Source organism: Pseudomonas sp. LRP2-20, assembly GCF_024349685.1.
In the GTDB taxonomy this organism is placed as follows: Bacteria; Pseudomonadota; Gammaproteobacteria; order Pseudomonadales; family Pseudomonadaceae; genus Aquipseudomonas.
The window spans coordinates 3882184-3895950 of record NZ_AP025944.1; the positions used below are offsets into that span (position 1 = coordinate 3882184).

Annotated in this window: 21 protein-coding genes and 1 pseudogene; 16 read left to right on the forward strand and 6 right to left on the reverse strand. The window is 60.3% G+C overall.

Annotation, left to right across the window (positions count from 1 at the left end; genetic code table 11):
* Positions 1–217 precede the first annotated feature (217 nt).
* Entirely contained in the window at positions 218–397 is a 180-nt protein-coding gene (locus tag OCX61_RS17400) for a hypothetical protein (protein WP_261940635.1), read from the reverse strand.
* A 175-nt stretch (positions 398–572) separates the two neighbouring features.
* On the opposite strand from OCX61_RS17400, the gene OCX61_RS17405 reads away from it, so the two are divergent.
* The 4 genes from OCX61_RS17405 (at position 573) to OCX61_RS17420 (ending at position 3205) form a co-directional block, all read left to right on the forward strand.
* Positions 573–1136 carry a DUF1003 domain-containing protein gene (locus OCX61_RS17405; protein WP_261940636.1) on the forward strand — a complete coding sequence of 188 codons (564 nt, stop codon included), beginning with the start codon at positions 573–575 and terminating at the stop codon, positions 1134–1136.
* Between the two features lie 111 nt (positions 1137–1247).
* Positions 1248–2030, forward strand: coding sequence for a DUF2786 domain-containing protein (locus OCX61_RS17410; RefSeq protein ID WP_261940637.1), 783 nt, complete (start codon positions 1248–1250; stop codon positions 2028–2030).
* Between the two features lie 8 nt (positions 2031–2038).
* Positions 2039–2422, forward strand: coding sequence for a hypothetical protein (locus OCX61_RS17415; protein ID WP_261940638.1), 384 nt, complete (start codon positions 2039–2041; stop codon positions 2420–2422).
* A gap of 249 nt (positions 2423–2671) precedes the next feature.
* Positions 2672–3205 (forward strand): hypothetical protein, encoded by a 534-nt coding sequence (locus tag OCX61_RS17420; protein WP_261940639.1) that lies wholly within the window; start codon positions 2672–2674, stop codon positions 3203–3205.
* A 340-nt stretch (positions 3206–3545) separates the two neighbouring features.
* On the opposite strand, the gene OCX61_RS17425 is transcribed toward OCX61_RS17420, so the two are convergent.
* Positions 3546–3845 (reverse strand): hypothetical protein, encoded by a 300-nt coding sequence (locus OCX61_RS17425; protein WP_261940640.1) that lies wholly within the window; start codon positions 3843–3845, stop codon positions 3546–3548.
* A gap of 162 nt (positions 3846–4007) precedes the next feature.
* Between OCX61_RS17425 and OCX61_RS17430 the strand changes: the two genes are divergently transcribed.
* From OCX61_RS17430 to OCX61_RS17485, 12 genes are all read left to right on the forward strand, one after another.
* On the forward strand, positions 4008–4334 hold the full coding sequence (locus OCX61_RS17430) for a hypothetical protein (protein WP_261940641.1): 327 nt from the start codon (positions 4008–4010) through the stop codon (positions 4332–4334).
* Complete coding sequence (locus tag OCX61_RS17435; protein ID WP_261940642.1) at positions 4331–4582, forward strand: hypothetical protein; 252 nt, start codon at positions 4331–4333, stop codon at positions 4580–4582. The genes OCX61_RS17430 and OCX61_RS17435 overlap by 4 nt, the downstream gene beginning before the upstream one ends.
* On the forward strand, positions 4579–5091 hold the full coding sequence (locus tag OCX61_RS17440) for a hypothetical protein (RefSeq protein WP_261940643.1): 513 nt from the start codon (positions 4579–4581) through the stop codon (positions 5089–5091). Before OCX61_RS17435 ends, OCX61_RS17440 begins: the two co-directional genes overlap by 4 nt.
* Positions 5088–5486, forward strand: coding sequence for a phage protein NinX family protein (locus tag OCX61_RS17445; RefSeq protein ID WP_261940644.1), 399 nt, complete (start codon positions 5088–5090; stop codon positions 5484–5486). The genes OCX61_RS17440 and OCX61_RS17445 overlap by 4 nt, the downstream gene beginning before the upstream one ends.
* 52 nt (positions 5487–5538) lie before the next feature.
* Complete coding sequence (locus OCX61_RS17450) at positions 5539–5730, forward strand: hypothetical protein (RefSeq protein ID WP_028698342.1); 192 nt, start codon at positions 5539–5541, stop codon at positions 5728–5730.
* A gap of 56 nt (positions 5731–5786) precedes the next feature.
* The gene (locus OCX61_RS17455) at positions 5787–6338 is read left to right on the forward strand and encodes a hypothetical protein (protein ID WP_261940645.1); all 552 of its coding nucleotides are present in this window, start codon (positions 5787–5789) and stop codon (positions 6336–6338) included.
* A gap of 37 nt (positions 6339–6375) precedes the next feature.
* Positions 6376–6618 carry an excisionase gene (locus tag OCX61_RS17460; RefSeq protein ID WP_261940646.1) on the forward strand — a complete coding sequence of 81 codons (243 nt, stop codon included), beginning with the start codon at positions 6376–6378 and terminating at the stop codon, positions 6616–6618.
* A complete protein-coding gene (locus OCX61_RS17465; RefSeq protein ID WP_261944332.1) occupies positions 6599–7705 on the forward strand; it encodes a phage integrase Arm DNA-binding domain-containing protein in 1107 nt (368 codons plus the stop codon). The genes OCX61_RS17460 and OCX61_RS17465 overlap by 20 nt, the downstream gene beginning before the upstream one ends.
* 185 nt (positions 7706–7890) lie before the next feature.
* Positions 7891–8631 (forward strand): response regulator, encoded by a 741-nt coding sequence (locus OCX61_RS17470; protein ID WP_261940647.1) that lies wholly within the window; start codon positions 7891–7893, stop codon positions 8629–8631.
* Positions 8628–9911, forward strand: coding sequence for a sensor histidine kinase (locus OCX61_RS17475; protein WP_261940648.1), 1284 nt, complete (start codon positions 8628–8630; stop codon positions 9909–9911). The genes OCX61_RS17470 and OCX61_RS17475 overlap by 4 nt, the downstream gene beginning before the upstream one ends.
* Positions 9912–10055: 144 nt before the next feature.
* Positions 10056–10670 carry a ferric reductase-like transmembrane domain-containing protein gene (locus tag OCX61_RS17480; protein ID WP_261940649.1) on the forward strand — a complete coding sequence of 205 codons (615 nt, stop codon included), beginning with the start codon at positions 10056–10058 and terminating at the stop codon, positions 10668–10670.
* A 14-nt stretch (positions 10671–10684) separates the two neighbouring features.
* Positions 10685–11170 carry an HvfX family Cu-binding RiPP maturation protein gene (locus OCX61_RS17485; RefSeq protein ID WP_261940650.1) on the forward strand — a complete coding sequence of 162 codons (486 nt, stop codon included), beginning with the start codon at positions 10685–10687 and terminating at the stop codon, positions 11168–11170.
* A 38-nt stretch (positions 11171–11208) separates the two neighbouring features.
* On the opposite strand, the gene OCX61_RS17490 is transcribed toward OCX61_RS17485, so the two are convergent.
* The 4 genes and pseudogenes from OCX61_RS17490 to OCX61_RS17505 form a co-directional block, all read right to left on the reverse strand.
* Positions 11209–11904 (reverse strand): HvfC family RiPP maturation protein, encoded by a 696-nt coding sequence (locus OCX61_RS17490; RefSeq protein WP_261940651.1) that lies wholly within the window; start codon positions 11902–11904, stop codon positions 11209–11211.
* Positions 11885–12721 carry an HvfB family MNIO-type RiPP peptide maturase gene (locus OCX61_RS17495; protein ID WP_261940652.1) on the reverse strand — a complete coding sequence of 279 codons (837 nt, stop codon included), beginning with the start codon at positions 12719–12721 and terminating at the stop codon, positions 11885–11887. The genes OCX61_RS17490 and OCX61_RS17495 overlap by 20 nt, the downstream gene beginning before the upstream one ends.
* An 89-nt stretch (positions 12722–12810) precedes the next feature.
* Positions 12811–13050: pseudogene (locus tag OCX61_RS17500) on the reverse strand (HvfA family oxazolone/thioamide-modified RiPP metallophore); the annotation flags it as partial.
* Positions 13051–13183: 133 nt separating this feature from the next.
* On the reverse strand, positions 13184–13744 hold the full coding sequence (locus OCX61_RS17505) for a DUF4174 domain-containing protein (RefSeq protein WP_261940653.1): 561 nt from the start codon (positions 13742–13744) through the stop codon (positions 13184–13186).
* Positions 13745–13767 lie beyond the last annotated feature (23 nt).

The following is a 13767-nucleotide window of genomic DNA, read 5'->3' on the forward strand; positions in this document are numbered from 1 at the left end:
AGCCTGGTCAGAACACCCGCAAGCACTTGGAGCAACGTTGGCCTGCGGCTGCGCCTCAACCTTTTCACCGCAGCCAACCAACTGGGCGGTTGCTAGAGCAATTCCGAAAACGATGAGAAATCTCATTAGAGTCCTCCTTGTTCGACCATAGCGGAATAGCACACACCAACTACCTGAACAAAACGACGCTGCTGGGAGATCCTGCCAGCGCCTTCCCCTATTCAATGACAGGATCGGCGCCCAGGCCTTTCCGGTAGCGCGCAATCGCAATGATCTGGCGCAGGCAGATGACCATTTCCTTCTTCAGGTGCTCATCCGGCAGCCCGATCTTTTTCAGCATTGCCAGGGCTTCTTCCTCGATCGAGGCAAGGGCCTCGGTATCGCTTTTCAGTGTCATGGCGACCTCCACCAGGTCGATTCAACCATGGATTGATAGCTCAGCAGAACAATGCGCGCCACTGCGGCGCCTTCCCCTATTCAATGATTACGCCTCCTCTATAAAGGCTGCGCCTGCCGAGAGCGCTGGCGGGCTAGTCTAAACTGGACATAAGAAACCACCACGGAGCCAGCACATGGACCCGTTAACCTCTAAGCAGTCTAAAACTCATGAAATTCCTGAAAACGTCGACCATCTCAGGTTTCATCGCGCCCATGAACATTTACACCACCCTTTTGGCAACGATGCATTTGCTCGCAGGGCAGAAGCTTTCGCTCGTTTCTTTGGCACGCCGTTGTTCCTAGGGTCTCAGTCACTAGTGGTTGTGATTTGGATGGGTGTCAGCCTGTCGGGGCTGTCAGCATTCGATCCCTACCCCTTCATTCTGCTGAATCTAGCGTTTAGCCTGCAGGCGGCCTACGCGGCACCTCTAATTCTTCTAGCACAAACTCGCCAAGCCGACCGTGACAAAGCAGCGTCCGAAGCAGACGCAAGACATCGAGAGGCAATCGCCATGGCCAATCAAAGACGGCAGCGGGACGCAGAGCTACACAGCATGCAGCTTGTGCATTTGTTGGAGCAAAATACATACCTAACGGAAGTAACAAAACAGATGAGTGAAAGAATCGAGGTGCTCACTTCGCAGATACACTCGCACTTGCTTACTTCGTCAGACAAGGCGCCTACATCTAGCAACTAAGATCTTCATCTATCACCAGTTTCAAACAGCCTTAGCGCCCACCAGCGCCTTCCCCTATTCAACGATAACGCCTCCCCGGCGAGGGCGGCGCCTGCACGCAAGGACCACAACATGACCGAACAACAGCACGACGAGAGCAAGCTCGAGCGGGTCATCCGCAAGATCAAGCGCTGCCTGGCCCTTTCCAAAAGCTCGAACGAGAACGAGGCAGCTACTGCGATGCGCCAGGCCCAGGCGCTGATGTGCGAGTACCGCCTCACCGAGCTGGATGTCCGCCTGAGCGACGTGGATGAGGTCCAATCGGAGAAGTCCAGGGCGAACCGCCGGCCAACCTGGGATCGGCACCTTAGCGGGATCGTGGCCAGAGTGTTTGGTTGCCGACCTCTCTCTTATCGCCACTGGTGCGACAACTCCGGACGCATGGTGGAGCGGGCCTTGTTTGTCGGCGTCACACCAGCACCCCAGATCGCGATGTACGCCTACGAAACCTTGCTTGCCAAGCTGACGCAGGCGAGGCGCGACTATGTGGCGCAGGTCCGATCCGGCAAAAGCCGGAGCGCCTACTCGCCAGAGACTGCCGGCGACCACTTCGCAATCGCGTGGGTTTCAGTGGTGCACAGCAAAATACATCAGCTAGTGCCCTGCGGCGAGGAAGATCCAGCCATTGAACAGCACTCCAACGGCCGCGACTTGATGGAGGTGGAGAGCCAGGACAAGGCACTGATCGAGCAGTACTTGGCCGGGAAGGAAATAGGCAAGCTCCGCAAGGCTCGCGCCGTTGAGCTTGATATGGCGGCGCAGATCGCCGGGATGCTCGCCGGGCAGCGCGTAGAGCTGAACCCTGGAATGGTTCACTCGGGCCAGGCCGCTACGCAGATCAGTCATTCAAGGTGAGGTTAAGCATGAGCACATTCGCAGTGTTCGGCATGACCGCGAGCGCGGCGCTCGGTGATGCCCGGAAGCAGACCAAGATCACCAAGCCGAGCGGAAAGGCTGGCTGCCCTCCCCTGGAGCTGACGCCAAGCGAGTGGAATGAGGCTGTGCAGCGCAACGCGGACGCCATCATGGCCGGCGAGAAGGTGAAGCAGCTCAGCGCCCTATTCGACACTCCGCTGCACGCTCAGCAGTTCATCGATCTGGCCAAGAAGGCCGGCGCATGCCGCGACCTGAAGATTCGCTGCAAGGCCGCCCTTCTCGATGTGAAGGGCAAGAAGATTCTCAGCCCCAAAACCAGAATGCCCGTTATCGGCTGGAGCGACTACTTACCAGGCCGCGAGGTCGCCTGATCCGGCTCGCCGACCAACTCACAACGGAAATTGACGTAAACGCCAGGCGATGGCTGTTGCCAGCTCAACTTGTGCGGGGCATCGCAGAAGTGGCACTCAACAATCTTATCCGGCTGCCCCTGATAGAACTCGACATCGAATTCCTCTCCGCAGTCCTTCGCTTTGCACATGACCATTCTTGAATCCCTCTTAGATTGGTCGCCAAGCATACCCACTCATTCGATCGCGACCAACGCATGAGGTATCCCCATGCCCACAGAAAACCGATCCAGCAACACCGAACTGATGAGCCAGGCCGCATCGGCCATCGAAGACCTGCTGGCCAACGGCTCAGGTGCCATAGCGGCCGGCGCATGGGCCGGCCTGCCAGCCGAACTGCGCGCTCTCGCCGCTGTGCCCGCCCCGCAGCCCCACCCCGAGCCTATAGCCTGGATGGTTGGTACTGCCTTTTGGTGGACCAAAGAAGGTGCAGAGAGGGATGCGGCAGAGATGAGCCTACCGGTGATTGGCTTGGGACCGATGACCAACTCCGCTCAGGTTGAGCGGCTGCGAGCTGCCTTGAAGTTCTACGCCGACCGGGACCACTTCGCGGAAGAAATTGGCAGCGACTGGGACAGCGTGAGCGGCGAACCTGCGAACATCCTCTGGCACGAACATGAAGCCTGGTTTGTTGAGGATGGCTCGATTGCCAGAGCTGCGTTATTGGAAATTTCTGAGCATGGATTAAGGCTGAAAGTCGCAGATCCCTCTGCGACTTCGAATCAGGCTGGTAACGAAGGTTGAGTTCTCTGGCTCAGAAAGATGACCCATGCGTCAAATGCCTTTTGGTGCCAGACCACCGCATCATCCCAGGAGACGCCGTCAATCTCACCTTTAGAAATTAGGTGCCTGAGCCTGGAATTTGAGGCTTCCAATTCTAGGAGGTGTCGATGAGCCGTGTAGCGAAAATCTTCGTTGCTTAGCATTGGACTGATGTCCTGAAGGGCTGGCTCGAGAATACGTGCCGATGTCCCTGTGCTTTCATTGTGACATCAAATCGAAGCGATCACTCAGCAATCCTTAAAGTCCGCACGACTCGCACAGAACACGTTTGTACTCTTTCCGCCTGTAACCCCTTTCCGCTCTACTTCGAGCGAGAGAAATGATCGATCTGAGGGACGGCATCGGTGGCAATGCGGCGAGCACGGCCCACGCCCCATGCTAGCGCCGTGGCCATCGAGTCGCCGGGGGGAGAATCGAGGGCCTCCTCATGGATGGCCATACCTCCTAGCGCATAAACACCGACGAACACCTGCTTGTTGCATGTTTGCGATAGTCGCACACGGACATCGATGTATGTCCCGTCATCGAGCGTCTCGTCATGACAGCGGTGGTGAAGTGTCGGGTCAGCCCAGCTCCAGAAAACATCACCGCGAATTCTCATGAAGCTCTCCTACGACTTTAGTTGTAATTAGTGCTGTATTGCCACCATAGCGAACCCCCAGGTTTACGCAAATCTGCCGGTCTGTCTGTGAGCTGAATCGGACAATCGGCAATTCCTCTCCCCTCTATTCACTGCCGCGATATGGCGGCCAAGGACGAAGTCATGCCTGAAGAAAAGCAACTCATCCAGCCGCTGCAGGTTAAGCGCGATGAATACGGTTTCTGGACCCACCCGGCCTGGCAAGATGACGGCGATGAATGCGCGCTGCCTTTCAGCTGGTTCGGCGACCACGGACTGGAGTACTGCCTCGTCGAGATGGAAAACGACGCACCTGAAGGAATGATGGAAGACTGGATGGACGACGGCGATTACGACTGCACGCCCTGGCAGCCCAGCAAGCCTGCTGGTGATGGTTGGTTCACCTTCTCGATTCACGATACTGAAGACGGCCCCGTCTGCGTGTGGGTCCGCCAAAAGGTGGCAGCATGACCCGCCTCGCCCTCTGCCTCTTGCTGCTGGCCAACGGCGCCAGCGCAACCGAGAACGTCATCGACGTGCAGCACGACATCCAGCGCGGCGTCACCTGCTACCTGCTGAATGGGGTAGGCATCAGCTGCATCCCCGACAGCCAGCTGCAGGCCGGCAACCAGCGCCAGCTCTCCCCGCACGAAACCCAACCCGAACCTACACCCGCTCTGGCGCCTGGGCGCTGGATTGATGAGAGGTATGAGCTGTGACAGAAGACAACATCATCAAGCTGTCGGCCAAGGCCATGGGCTTCGATCTGGAGCACCGGCGCGGCAGTGACGCCTTCTACTACGACGACCCCGATATAGGCCGCGAGGTATGGCTGCCGATGCAGGATGACCGGCAGACGATGCTCATCATCGCAAAGCTCAGGATGGACATCTGCTGCTTGCACCACCTCGCTCGCGCCACAGCGCATGTGCCGTATGTCGGCTTCAAACAGAGTGAGGTGTCGCATGCAGACGAACCCAGCGGCCGGATGAGTGCTCTGCGCCTGGCAGTGGCAACAGTGGCGGCCAAGTATGGCCAGGGGATGCTCGACGGCGGGACAGACGAGCGAGTTCTGGGTCACTTGCTTGGCATCGAAGGCTCAACCGCCCACGCCATGCGCGGCGCGATCCGAGAGTCTCGCGAGGAGATCAGCAAGGCGTGCCAACGCCTGAAGCGGAAGGGGCTGGTGACCAACAAAGGGCCTTTCTGGCAGGCGGTGCAACGATGACCGACCTGATCGAAGTGAAGACGGCAGACCTGATCGGCCATGCGCTCGACTGGGCGGTCGCCCAGGCCGAAGGGCTTGAGGTCTTCCTGGTAGGCCCGCAGTACAACGTGCCGTGGCGCGTGTTCTGGAAGAAGCGCGGCCAGGCGCTGGAGTGGGATGTGCTCTACAACCCGCACGAGGACTGGCAGCTGGGCGGGCCGCTGATCGAGAAGCACGTTCGTCTGATCGAAGCCTCGTCCTCAAACGAAGTAGCAGCCCTCGTTTGGTGTCCGGTAGCCGAGCGCGAAGGCGAAGGCTGGGGAAGGACCATTCTCTGTTCGTCGATGCTAGCCATCGTCGCCGCCAAGCTAGGCGATACCGTTCAGGTGCCGAAGGAGCTGATGCCATGTTCCTGATACCGATCGCAGCACCGCTGCTCATGGCCTACCTGATCTACAGGGAGCCGCGATGAGCAAGAACTGCAACACCTGCAAGTGGCTGGAGTGGGTTGACGGCGAAAGCGAGTCGGACACCGGCTTCACGTGCAACAAGCGTCATCAGCAGATGTGGGCCGACGGCCGCGAGCAAGAGCTGCTCGACAACCTGGAGCGCGACGATTACCGCGCGCGCTACAAACGCTGCTTCGAACCAGAAGCCTAACCCCTCCCCCTACTACTCAAGCCCGCCGACATGCGCGGGCATGGAGAGCTATTGCCATGATCATCGACGACGTGATGACGGACAAAATCACGCTGCACGGCCTGGGCTTCGTCCAGGTTCAGCTGCAGGGCGAGCAGCGCCTGCACGTGTGGCACCCCGAACTGCCGCGGCGCTCCTGCTTCGAGCACTCGGCCATCCACGACCACCGGTTCAACTTCGTGTCGCGGATCTTGGTCGGGAAACAGATCAACCACTGCTACGACATGCGCCGGCTTGATGATGGCGAATTCGTTCTCTACCTGCATGAGGGGGCGCGTCAGGCTGGCGGCGGTAGACCTTGGATGCCGGACGGCAGGGCCGACATGGTGCACCACTCGACCTGCACTATTGCCGCCGGCGACGTGTACACCACCAGAGCCTACGAGTACCACCGGACCGAGCCAGGCGGTGACGGCCGAGTGGCCACCATCATGCAGAAGCGCGGCGAGTACCCCGCCGGCGCCCACTCCACCTGTCGTTACGGCGTCAAGCCGGACACGGACTTCGATCGCTACCAATGGCCCGCCGCCAGACTCTGGGAAGTCGTGCGCGACGTGCTGCTGGCCTGACCACCAGCCTGCCGCCACCGGCGGCGTGGAGACCACCATGTGCAAAGTCACCCTAGACGAATGGGCGCACGATCACTTCAGGACGCCGCCCAGCAGCAACACCCTACGCCGTTGGGCCCGCGAGGGCCTGATCACCCCGGCCCCGGTAAAGCACGGACGCAGCTACTATGTTGAGGCTGATGCCTGCTACCGGGAGCCCGAGCCGCTGCCCCGCGTTCCTATGGGCAGCTCCCTTGTAAACCGAATTGCGAGTGCACGATATGGCGCCCAGGCCGCGTAAGCCAGGATCAAAGGACCTACCGCCCAACCTCTACAGAAAGACCGACAAGCGAAACGGGGTTATCTACTACACGTATCGCGACCCCGTGAGCAACCGAATGTTTGGCTTGGGCAGCGATAAGGCGAAAGCGATCGAGGAAGCGGTCGCCGCCAACATGACCCTGCAAAAATTCTCGCCTACCTTAGCCGTAAGGATGGCGCCAGAGCCAACAGTCAAGGACAGAACGTTCTGCGAGTGGATAGACGAGTATCGGCATGTCCTAGTTGAGAGGGAGCTTTCGTCCTCCACCATGCGCACAGTTCACTACATTCTCATTCGTTTGGTGGCCGTTTTCGGCGACAAAGGAATGCGATCTATTACCACCATGGATGTCGCCGACTATCTCACTGGGTTTGTTAAAGCTGGGAAGGGGCAAATGGCAAAGGGTATGCGCTCTCAGCTGAAGGACATTTTCATGGAGGCAATGGCTAGGGGTTGGGTGGATAGCAATCCTGTTGAAGCAACCCGAGCGGCCAAGGTGAAGGTTAAGCGCCAGCGACTCAGCCTGGAGCTGTGGAAGGCGACTTACGAAGAGGCGAAGCACCCGTGGCTAAAGCGAGCCATGGAACTTGCCATCCTCACCGGCCAGCGCCGGGAGGACATTCTCTCTTTCGTGTTCAAGGATGAGGTGGACGGATATCTGCAAGTCGTCCAGGCGAAGACAGGAGCCAGACTCAGAATCAGCACCAGCCTTACACTGGAATGCGTGGGCCTGAACTTGGGTGAGGTGATTCGGCGCTGTCGCGACAGGGTGATTTCAAAAAACTTGATACATCACCATCGGACTGTTGCGCGAGCAAAGGCAGGCACTCCACTCATGCCGGATACCGTAAGCAAAGAGTTCGCCGCTGCGCGAGATCGTGCAGCAGCGAAACTCAAGCTGGACCTCGGCGACAGCCCGCCATCGTTCCATGAGCAAAGATCCCTGGCCGCACGATTGCACGAGGAAGAAGGCCGAGACCCTCAGCGTCTGCTGGGCCACCGGACGGCAAAAATGACCGATGTGTATCTCGATAGCCGTGGCTCTGAGTGGATAGATGTTGCGTAGGTTTGTAATTTAGTTTTTGGGAAATATTGGGGAGGATTTGGGGATAAAAGAAAAATCCTTTAATTTCAAAGCCTTAAAGGATTCCATGTTTATGGGCCAGATACACTGCAATACAAAACCCCGCAGGCAAGCACCCACGCGCTCGGTACACTGCGCCCATTCCCCCTTGAACAGGAACGCTGCGAATGGAACATGTCGATCACATTCTGATCGTCGATGACGACCGTGAGATCCGCGAACTGGTCGGCAACTACCTCAAGAAGAACGGCCTGCGCACCAGCATCGTCGCCGACGGCCGGCAGATGCGCGCCTTCCTCGAAGCCAACAGCGTCGACCTCATCGTCCTCGACATCATGATGCCCGGAGACGACGGCCTGCTGCTGTGCCGCGAGCTGCGTGCCGGCAAGCACCGCAACACACCGGTATTGATGCTGACCGCACGCAACGACGAGACCGACCGCATCATCGGCCTGGAAATGGGCGCCGACGATTACCTGACCAAGCCGTTCTCCGCACGCGAACTGCTGGCCCGTATCAATGCCGTGCTGCGTCGCACGCGCATGCTGCCGCCGAACCTGACCATCAGCGAGAGCAGCCGCCTGCTCGCCTTCGGCCAATGGCGGCTGGACACCACCGCCCGCCACCTGCTGGACAGCGAAGGCACCCTGGTGGCGCTCAGTGGTGCCGAATATCGCCTGTTGCGCGTGTTCCTCGACCATCCGCAACGGGTGCTCAGCCGCGAGCAGCTGTTGAATCTGACCCAGGGCCGCGAAGCCGATATCTTCGACCGCTCCATCGACCTGTTGGTCAGCCGCTTGCGGCAGCGCCTGGGCGACGATGCGCGGGAACCGAGCTGCATCAAGACCGTTCGCAGTGAAGGCTATGTGTTCTCGCTGGCCGTGCAACTGCTCGAGTCACCGTCATGAAGTGGCCGCGCACCCTGGCCTCGCGCCTGGCGCTGATCTTCTTCACCGGGCTGGTACTGGCCTATGGGCTGTCCTTCAGCCTGCAGGCGTATGAACGCTACATCAGCAGCCGCTCGATGATGCTCAGCAACCTGGAACTGGACGTTGCCACCTCGGTGGCCATCCTCGACCGCCTGCCTGCCGCCGAGCGCGCTGCATGGCTGCCGCGCCTGGAGCGACGCACCTATCGCTACCGGCTCGACGAAGGGCTGGCCGGCCAAGCGATGCCAAGCAGCGACCCACCCATGGCCGCCGAGTCGATCATCAAGGCCATTGGCAGCCAGTACCGCCTGACCTTCCAGGAGATTCCCGGCCCTAATGCGCACTTTCAGGCGCATCTGCGCCTGGCCGATGGCGCACCGCTGACCATTGATGTCACCCCGGCCCCCGTCCCGGTAGCGCGCTGGCTGCCGCTGGTGTTGCTGATCCAGCTTGCCGTCCTTCTGTTCTGCACCTGGCTGGCGGTTCGCCTGGCCATCGGGCCACTCACTCGCCTGGCGCAGGCGGTTGATGACCTCGACCCAGACAAACCCGGCGTGCTGCTGGACGAAAGCGGCCCGCGCGAGGTGAAGTACGCTGCCGTTGCATTCAATGCACTGCAGGCACGGATCGCGGCCTACCTGAAAGAGCGCATGCAGCTGCTTGCAGCCATTTCCCACGACCTGCAAACGCCGATCACCCGCATGAAGCTGCGGGTCGAGGTGATGGATGAAGGGGTCGAGAAGGAAAAACTCTGGCACGACCTGGACGCCATGGAGCATCTGGTGCGCGAAGGCGTGGCCTACGCACGCAGCATGGACATCAACACCGAAACCCCGTGCCGGATCAACCTCGACGCTTTCCTCGACAGCGTGGTGTTCGACTACCAGGACAGCGGCGCCCAGGTGCAGCGCCACGGCAATACCGGCAGCCTGCTGGAAACCCGCCCGCATGCCCTGCGCCGGGTACTGGTGAACCTGGTGGACAACGCCCTGAAGTTTGCCGGCAAGGCTCAGCTTGAGGTCAGCCGCGAGCACGGCAAGACGCTGATTCGGGTGCTGGATGAAGGCCCGGGGATCCCCGCCGAAGAACTGGACGAAGTGCTCAAGCCGTTCTACCGGGTAGAAAGCTCGCGCAACCGCAGCACGGGCGGTACCGGCCTGGGGCTGGCCATTGCCCACCAGCTGATCCAGGCCATGGGCGGCAGGCTGACCTTGAGCAACCGCAAGAGCGGCGGTTTGTGCGCCCAGATCGAGCTGTGACGGCAGAAAACGGCGGCCGAGCGGGCCGCCCTACAGCCGCCGTGCCTACAATCCGATACATAAAGCCACTTTCACCGACACACTGCAGATACCCGTCCCGCCCACACTCCCGGTCACACAACGACACCCCGGGAGACCTCATTCATGAAGCCGCTCACCCTACCCTCCGGCTGGAAGCTGTTCGCCGCCCTTGCGGGCTTGACCTTGCTCATGACCGCCGTGGTCCTGCTCGGCGCTGCGCCAGGTGCGGATGGCCTGCGCAGTGCCATTCGCGCCACGGCGCGCAGTTCATTCGCGTTGTTCCTGCTGGCCTTCCTGGCCTCGTCGGCAGCCACCCTGCTGCCCGGCATCGGCAGCCGTCGGCTGCTTCGCGAGCGGCGCTACCTGGGCCTGGCCTTCGCCTTTTCGCACACCGTGCACGGTGTGCTGATCTACCGCTATGCCCAGCAGTTTCCTGAACTGTTCTGGGCCGGGCGCACGGCTACCTCGAGCTTGCCCGGCAGTATCGGCTACCTGTTCCTGCTGCTGCTCACCCTGACTTCGTTCAAGGCCCCGATGCGGCTGCTCGGCGGCCGAGCCTGGAAAACCCTGCACAGCACCGGCATGTGGGTGTTGGCCGGGGTGTTCTGCCTGTCGTTCTACAAACGCATCCCCATGGGCGGCTGGTACCCACTGGCCTTCGCCCTGATGTTCAGCGCCATCGCCCTCAAACTGACTGCAAAGCTGGCGCCCCGCCGCGCTGCCAACGCCCTTTCCTGAAGCGAGATACCCACATGAATGCACTGACCCGTACTTTCAACCAAGTCGATCACCTTGGTAGCTGGACTGCCGACCTGCCGTTGCGGCTGTTCCTGGCCTGGGAGTTTTTCGAGTCCGGCCTGGAGAAATTCAACGGCAGCAACTGGTTCGGCGATTTGCAGGGGAGTTTCCCGTTCCCCTTCAACGCCCTGCCAGCAGAGCTGAACTGGCAACTGTCGATGTGGGCAGAACTGCTTCTGCCGCTGCTGCTGTTACTTGGCCTGGGCACTCGGCTGGCGTCGGCGGGGCTGATGGTGGTGACCGTGGTGGCGATTGCCGCCGTGCACTGGCCTGCGCAGTGGTCGAGCCTGGCCGAGTTGGCGCAAGGCTATGCCATTACCGACCAGGGGTATGGCAACTTCAAGTTGCCGCTGATCTATCTGGTCGCGCTGTTGCCACTGCTGCTCAAAGGCTCGGGTCGCATGAGCCTGGACCACTGGCTCAAGGCCCGCACACGGTAACGACACGCCGGGGCTGCATGGCAGCCCCGTTCTCCCACTTACCGGGTACCGACGATGATGCCCTGCCCACGCAACTGCTCAAGCATCGTCAACCCCTCTTGCAGGCTGGCCGACAGCGCCTGCAGACGGTCCCGCCCACGGCCTTGCAGCACCAGCAAGCGGTAGGTCATGTGGGAAAGACGGGCAAACCGCACACTCAGACCGGCATCGCGATAAACCAGCAACAAAGTCGGTGCAACAGGCGCGATTTGTGGCCGAAAACCGGGGCCCATGCGGTCGACCGGCCAGTGATAGGCCAATACCTTTGCCGTGCACGACAGCACGGGTTCTGCTTCCAGCAAATCGCCCTTCGGGTCATGGGGCGGGTCTTGGGCATCACTCAGGTAAAGCTGTGTCTCGACGCACTCGTAATGGGCCAGTTCCACCTCCCACGAAGCCTCTGGTTGCACGTCCTGCAAGTAGTCGACAAAAGCACCGGCGATTTCGGTGAACAATGGCGTTTTGCAGCGGTAGCTGGCATAAAAATCATGCACCCGCGCATGCCAGCACTGCTCGCCAAGCGTTTGCCGAAGCACTGGAAAACTGTTCGCCAGCAGCCCTTCGATGGTGCCGTAGAACAACTCGCGGTACACCTTCAGGCGCCGAGCCTCCAGCCCCGGAGGGGGGGCATGGCGCAGCGGATCTCGCAGATGCCGCGCCAGGGTGAATTGCTGGTTACGCAATGTGCTGCTCAAGCGCTACCTCCTGTTGAATGGCTCGCATGCGCTCGACCTCTGCGAGCAAATCGGCCAACGGCGGGTAATTGAAATCGCGCTCCAGGACCGAAGGCACAGCCCCGAAGCGCTTGCAGGCACTGGCGAACAGGCCCCATACAGCGTCCTTCACCGGCGCGCCATGGGTATCGACCAGAAGATCCGGCGCCTCCTGGTAATGGCCCGCCACATGCATCCCTGCCACGCGTGCTGCGGGTAGCCCGCGCAGGAACGCCTTGGCGTCGTAGCGGTGATTGCAGGCATTGACGAAGACGTTGTTGACGTCCAGCAACAGGTCGCAGTCGGCTTCATCGAGCACTGCGCAGACGAACTCCAACTCAGTCATCGCCTGATAAGGCGCGGCGTAATAGCTGATGTTCTCCACGGCAATTCGCCGCTGCAATTCATCCTGCGCCTGGCGGATACGCGCACTGACCTGATGCACGGCTTCTTCGGTAAACGGTATCGGCATGAGGTCGTAAAGGTACCCATCGTCGCTGCAGTAGCTCAGGTGCTCGCTGTAATGGCGCACCTGATAGCGATCCAGAAAGCGCCGAAGCTGCTGCATGAAGTGCCGGTCCAGTGGCAAGCTCCCGCCCAAGGACAGGGACAGCCCATGGCAGCTCAGCGCATAGCGCTCGGCCAGTTGCGCCAGGCCTCGGCCATAGGCACCGCCAACGCCGATCCAGTTTTCCGGTGCGCATTCCAGAAAGTCCACTGCACCTGGGGTGAGGTCGAGCAGTTCGGGCATCAGGCCACGGCGCAGGCCGAGGCCGGTGAGCAAGGGTGTGCTGTTCATCATTGAATCCCCTGTCAAGAAAAACGCCCCGCCTGACATGCAGGAGGGGCGTTGTCGTTGAGTCGGCAACTCAATCAGGATTTGCTTTTATCGGGGCCGGCCTTGCCACTGCTACCGCATTTGCCTTCACCACACTTGCCTTCGCTTTTCTCGGCTTTGCTATCGCCACCGCATTTGCCTTCACCACATTTACCTTCCGCTTGCGCCTTGGCATCAGCCAGCAGGTAGCACTGCGGCAGCGGTTCGACGGCAAACGCGCTGCTACCGACTGCCATGCCGCCAATCAGTGCAGCGCCGAGCAGGCCAAGGGTTTTACGTGCTTCAGTCATGATGCAGCTCCACTTTGCTTGAGAAGTGGAGCCATTAGGCCGCAGTTCTGCCACGCGGCTGAATCACCGAAATTGGCATGTCATGTAGGAGTCGCCCTACCGTGCTGACAGATACGCCCCCTGCACTCGCCGATCAATCCTCCAGGGGTTTAGGGGGAGCGGCTGGCTTGGCTGGCTTGGCTGGCTTGGCTGGTTTGCTGTCCTTGGCCTTGGGTTCAGGTACCGCCGCCACAGGTTCCGGCGCGCTCACGGCCTTTTCACTCGCCGGTAGCTCATCGACTGCCTTGAAGATCACCTGCGTGTCGATCTTCCCGCCTGATTCATCATCCTTGAGCACGTGACGCTCACCGTCCATGCCCACCAGGATCACCTTGGTGCCCTTGCTGGCGCCCAGCTTGAGTTCACGAATAAGGGCCATGGTGGTCTGCTGTTCGAGGTTCTTGTCCTCACGCTTGCCCATCATCTGGGCAACGCTGAACAGCACCAGTTTGCGCTCCTTGAACCCCGCCTGGGTGGCAGGATCCTTGAGATCCTCGTTCAACCCCCTCAAGGTGGGGTCGGCACTGCTCGGAGCGATGACGACCAATGGCCTGGCCTTGCCCAGTTCCTTGGCCAGCGGCGCATCACTGTCAGCCGCAAGCAGTGGGCCAGCAACAGCGAGCAAGGTGGCGAGGGTCATTGACCGGACGAGCATGCGAATCTCCTTATTTCTCTCGA

Bases quoted from the DNA above. Each gene is read 5' to 3' on its own strand.
- OCX61_RS17465 (WP_261944332.1), top strand. From the start codon at position 6,599: ATGGCGCCCAGGCCGCGTAAGCCAGGATCAAAGGACCTACCGCCCAAC.
- OCX61_RS17505 (WP_261940653.1), bottom strand. From the start codon at position 13,744: ATGCTCGTCCGGTCAATGACCCTCGCCACCTTGCTCGCTGTTGCTGGC.
- OCX61_RS17460 (WP_261940646.1), top strand. From the start codon at position 6,376: ATGTGCAAAGTCACCCTAGACGAATGGGCGCACGATCACTTCAGGACG.
- OCX61_RS17495 (WP_261940652.1), bottom strand. From the start codon at position 12,721: ATGAACAGCACACCCTTGCTCACCGGCCTCGGCCTGCGCCGTGGCCTG.
- OCX61_RS17430 (WP_261940641.1), top strand. From the start codon at position 4,008: ATGCCTGAAGAAAAGCAACTCATCCAGCCGCTGCAGGTTAAGCGCGAT.
- OCX61_RS17435 (WP_261940642.1), top strand. From the start codon at position 4,331: ATGACCCGCCTCGCCCTCTGCCTCTTGCTGCTGGCCAACGGCGCCAGC.
- OCX61_RS17470 (WP_261940647.1), top strand. From the start codon at position 7,891: ATGGAACATGTCGATCACATTCTGATCGTCGATGACGACCGTGAGATC.
- OCX61_RS17480 (WP_261940649.1), top strand. From the start codon at position 10,056: ATGAAGCCGCTCACCCTACCCTCCGGCTGGAAGCTGTTCGCCGCCCTT.
- OCX61_RS17445 (WP_261940644.1), top strand. From the start codon at position 5,088: ATGACCGACCTGATCGAAGTGAAGACGGCAGACCTGATCGGCCATGCG.
- OCX61_RS17410 (WP_261940637.1), top strand. From the start codon at position 1,248: ATGACCGAACAACAGCACGACGAGAGCAAGCTCGAGCGGGTCATCCGC.
- OCX61_RS17415 (WP_261940638.1), top strand. From the start codon at position 2,039: ATGAGCACATTCGCAGTGTTCGGCATGACCGCGAGCGCGGCGCTCGGT.
- OCX61_RS17405 (WP_261940636.1), top strand. From the start codon at position 573: ATGGACCCGTTAACCTCTAAGCAGTCTAAAACTCATGAAATTCCTGAA.
- OCX61_RS17475 (WP_261940648.1), top strand. From the start codon at position 8,628: ATGAAGTGGCCGCGCACCCTGGCCTCGCGCCTGGCGCTGATCTTCTTC.
- OCX61_RS17455 (WP_261940645.1), top strand. From the start codon at position 5,787: ATGATCATCGACGACGTGATGACGGACAAAATCACGCTGCACGGCCTG.
- OCX61_RS17420 (WP_261940639.1), top strand. From the start codon at position 2,672: ATGCCCACAGAAAACCGATCCAGCAACACCGAACTGATGAGCCAGGCC.
- OCX61_RS17450 (WP_028698342.1), top strand. From the start codon at position 5,539: ATGAGCAAGAACTGCAACACCTGCAAGTGGCTGGAGTGGGTTGACGGC.
- OCX61_RS17400 (WP_261940635.1), bottom strand. From the start codon at position 397: ATGACACTGAAAAGCGATACCGAGGCCCTTGCCTCGATCGAGGAAGAA.
- OCX61_RS17485 (WP_261940650.1), top strand. From the start codon at position 10,685: ATGAATGCACTGACCCGTACTTTCAACCAAGTCGATCACCTTGGTAGC.
- OCX61_RS17425 (WP_261940640.1), bottom strand. From the start codon at position 3,845: ATGAGAATTCGCGGTGATGTTTTCTGGAGCTGGGCTGACCCGACACTT.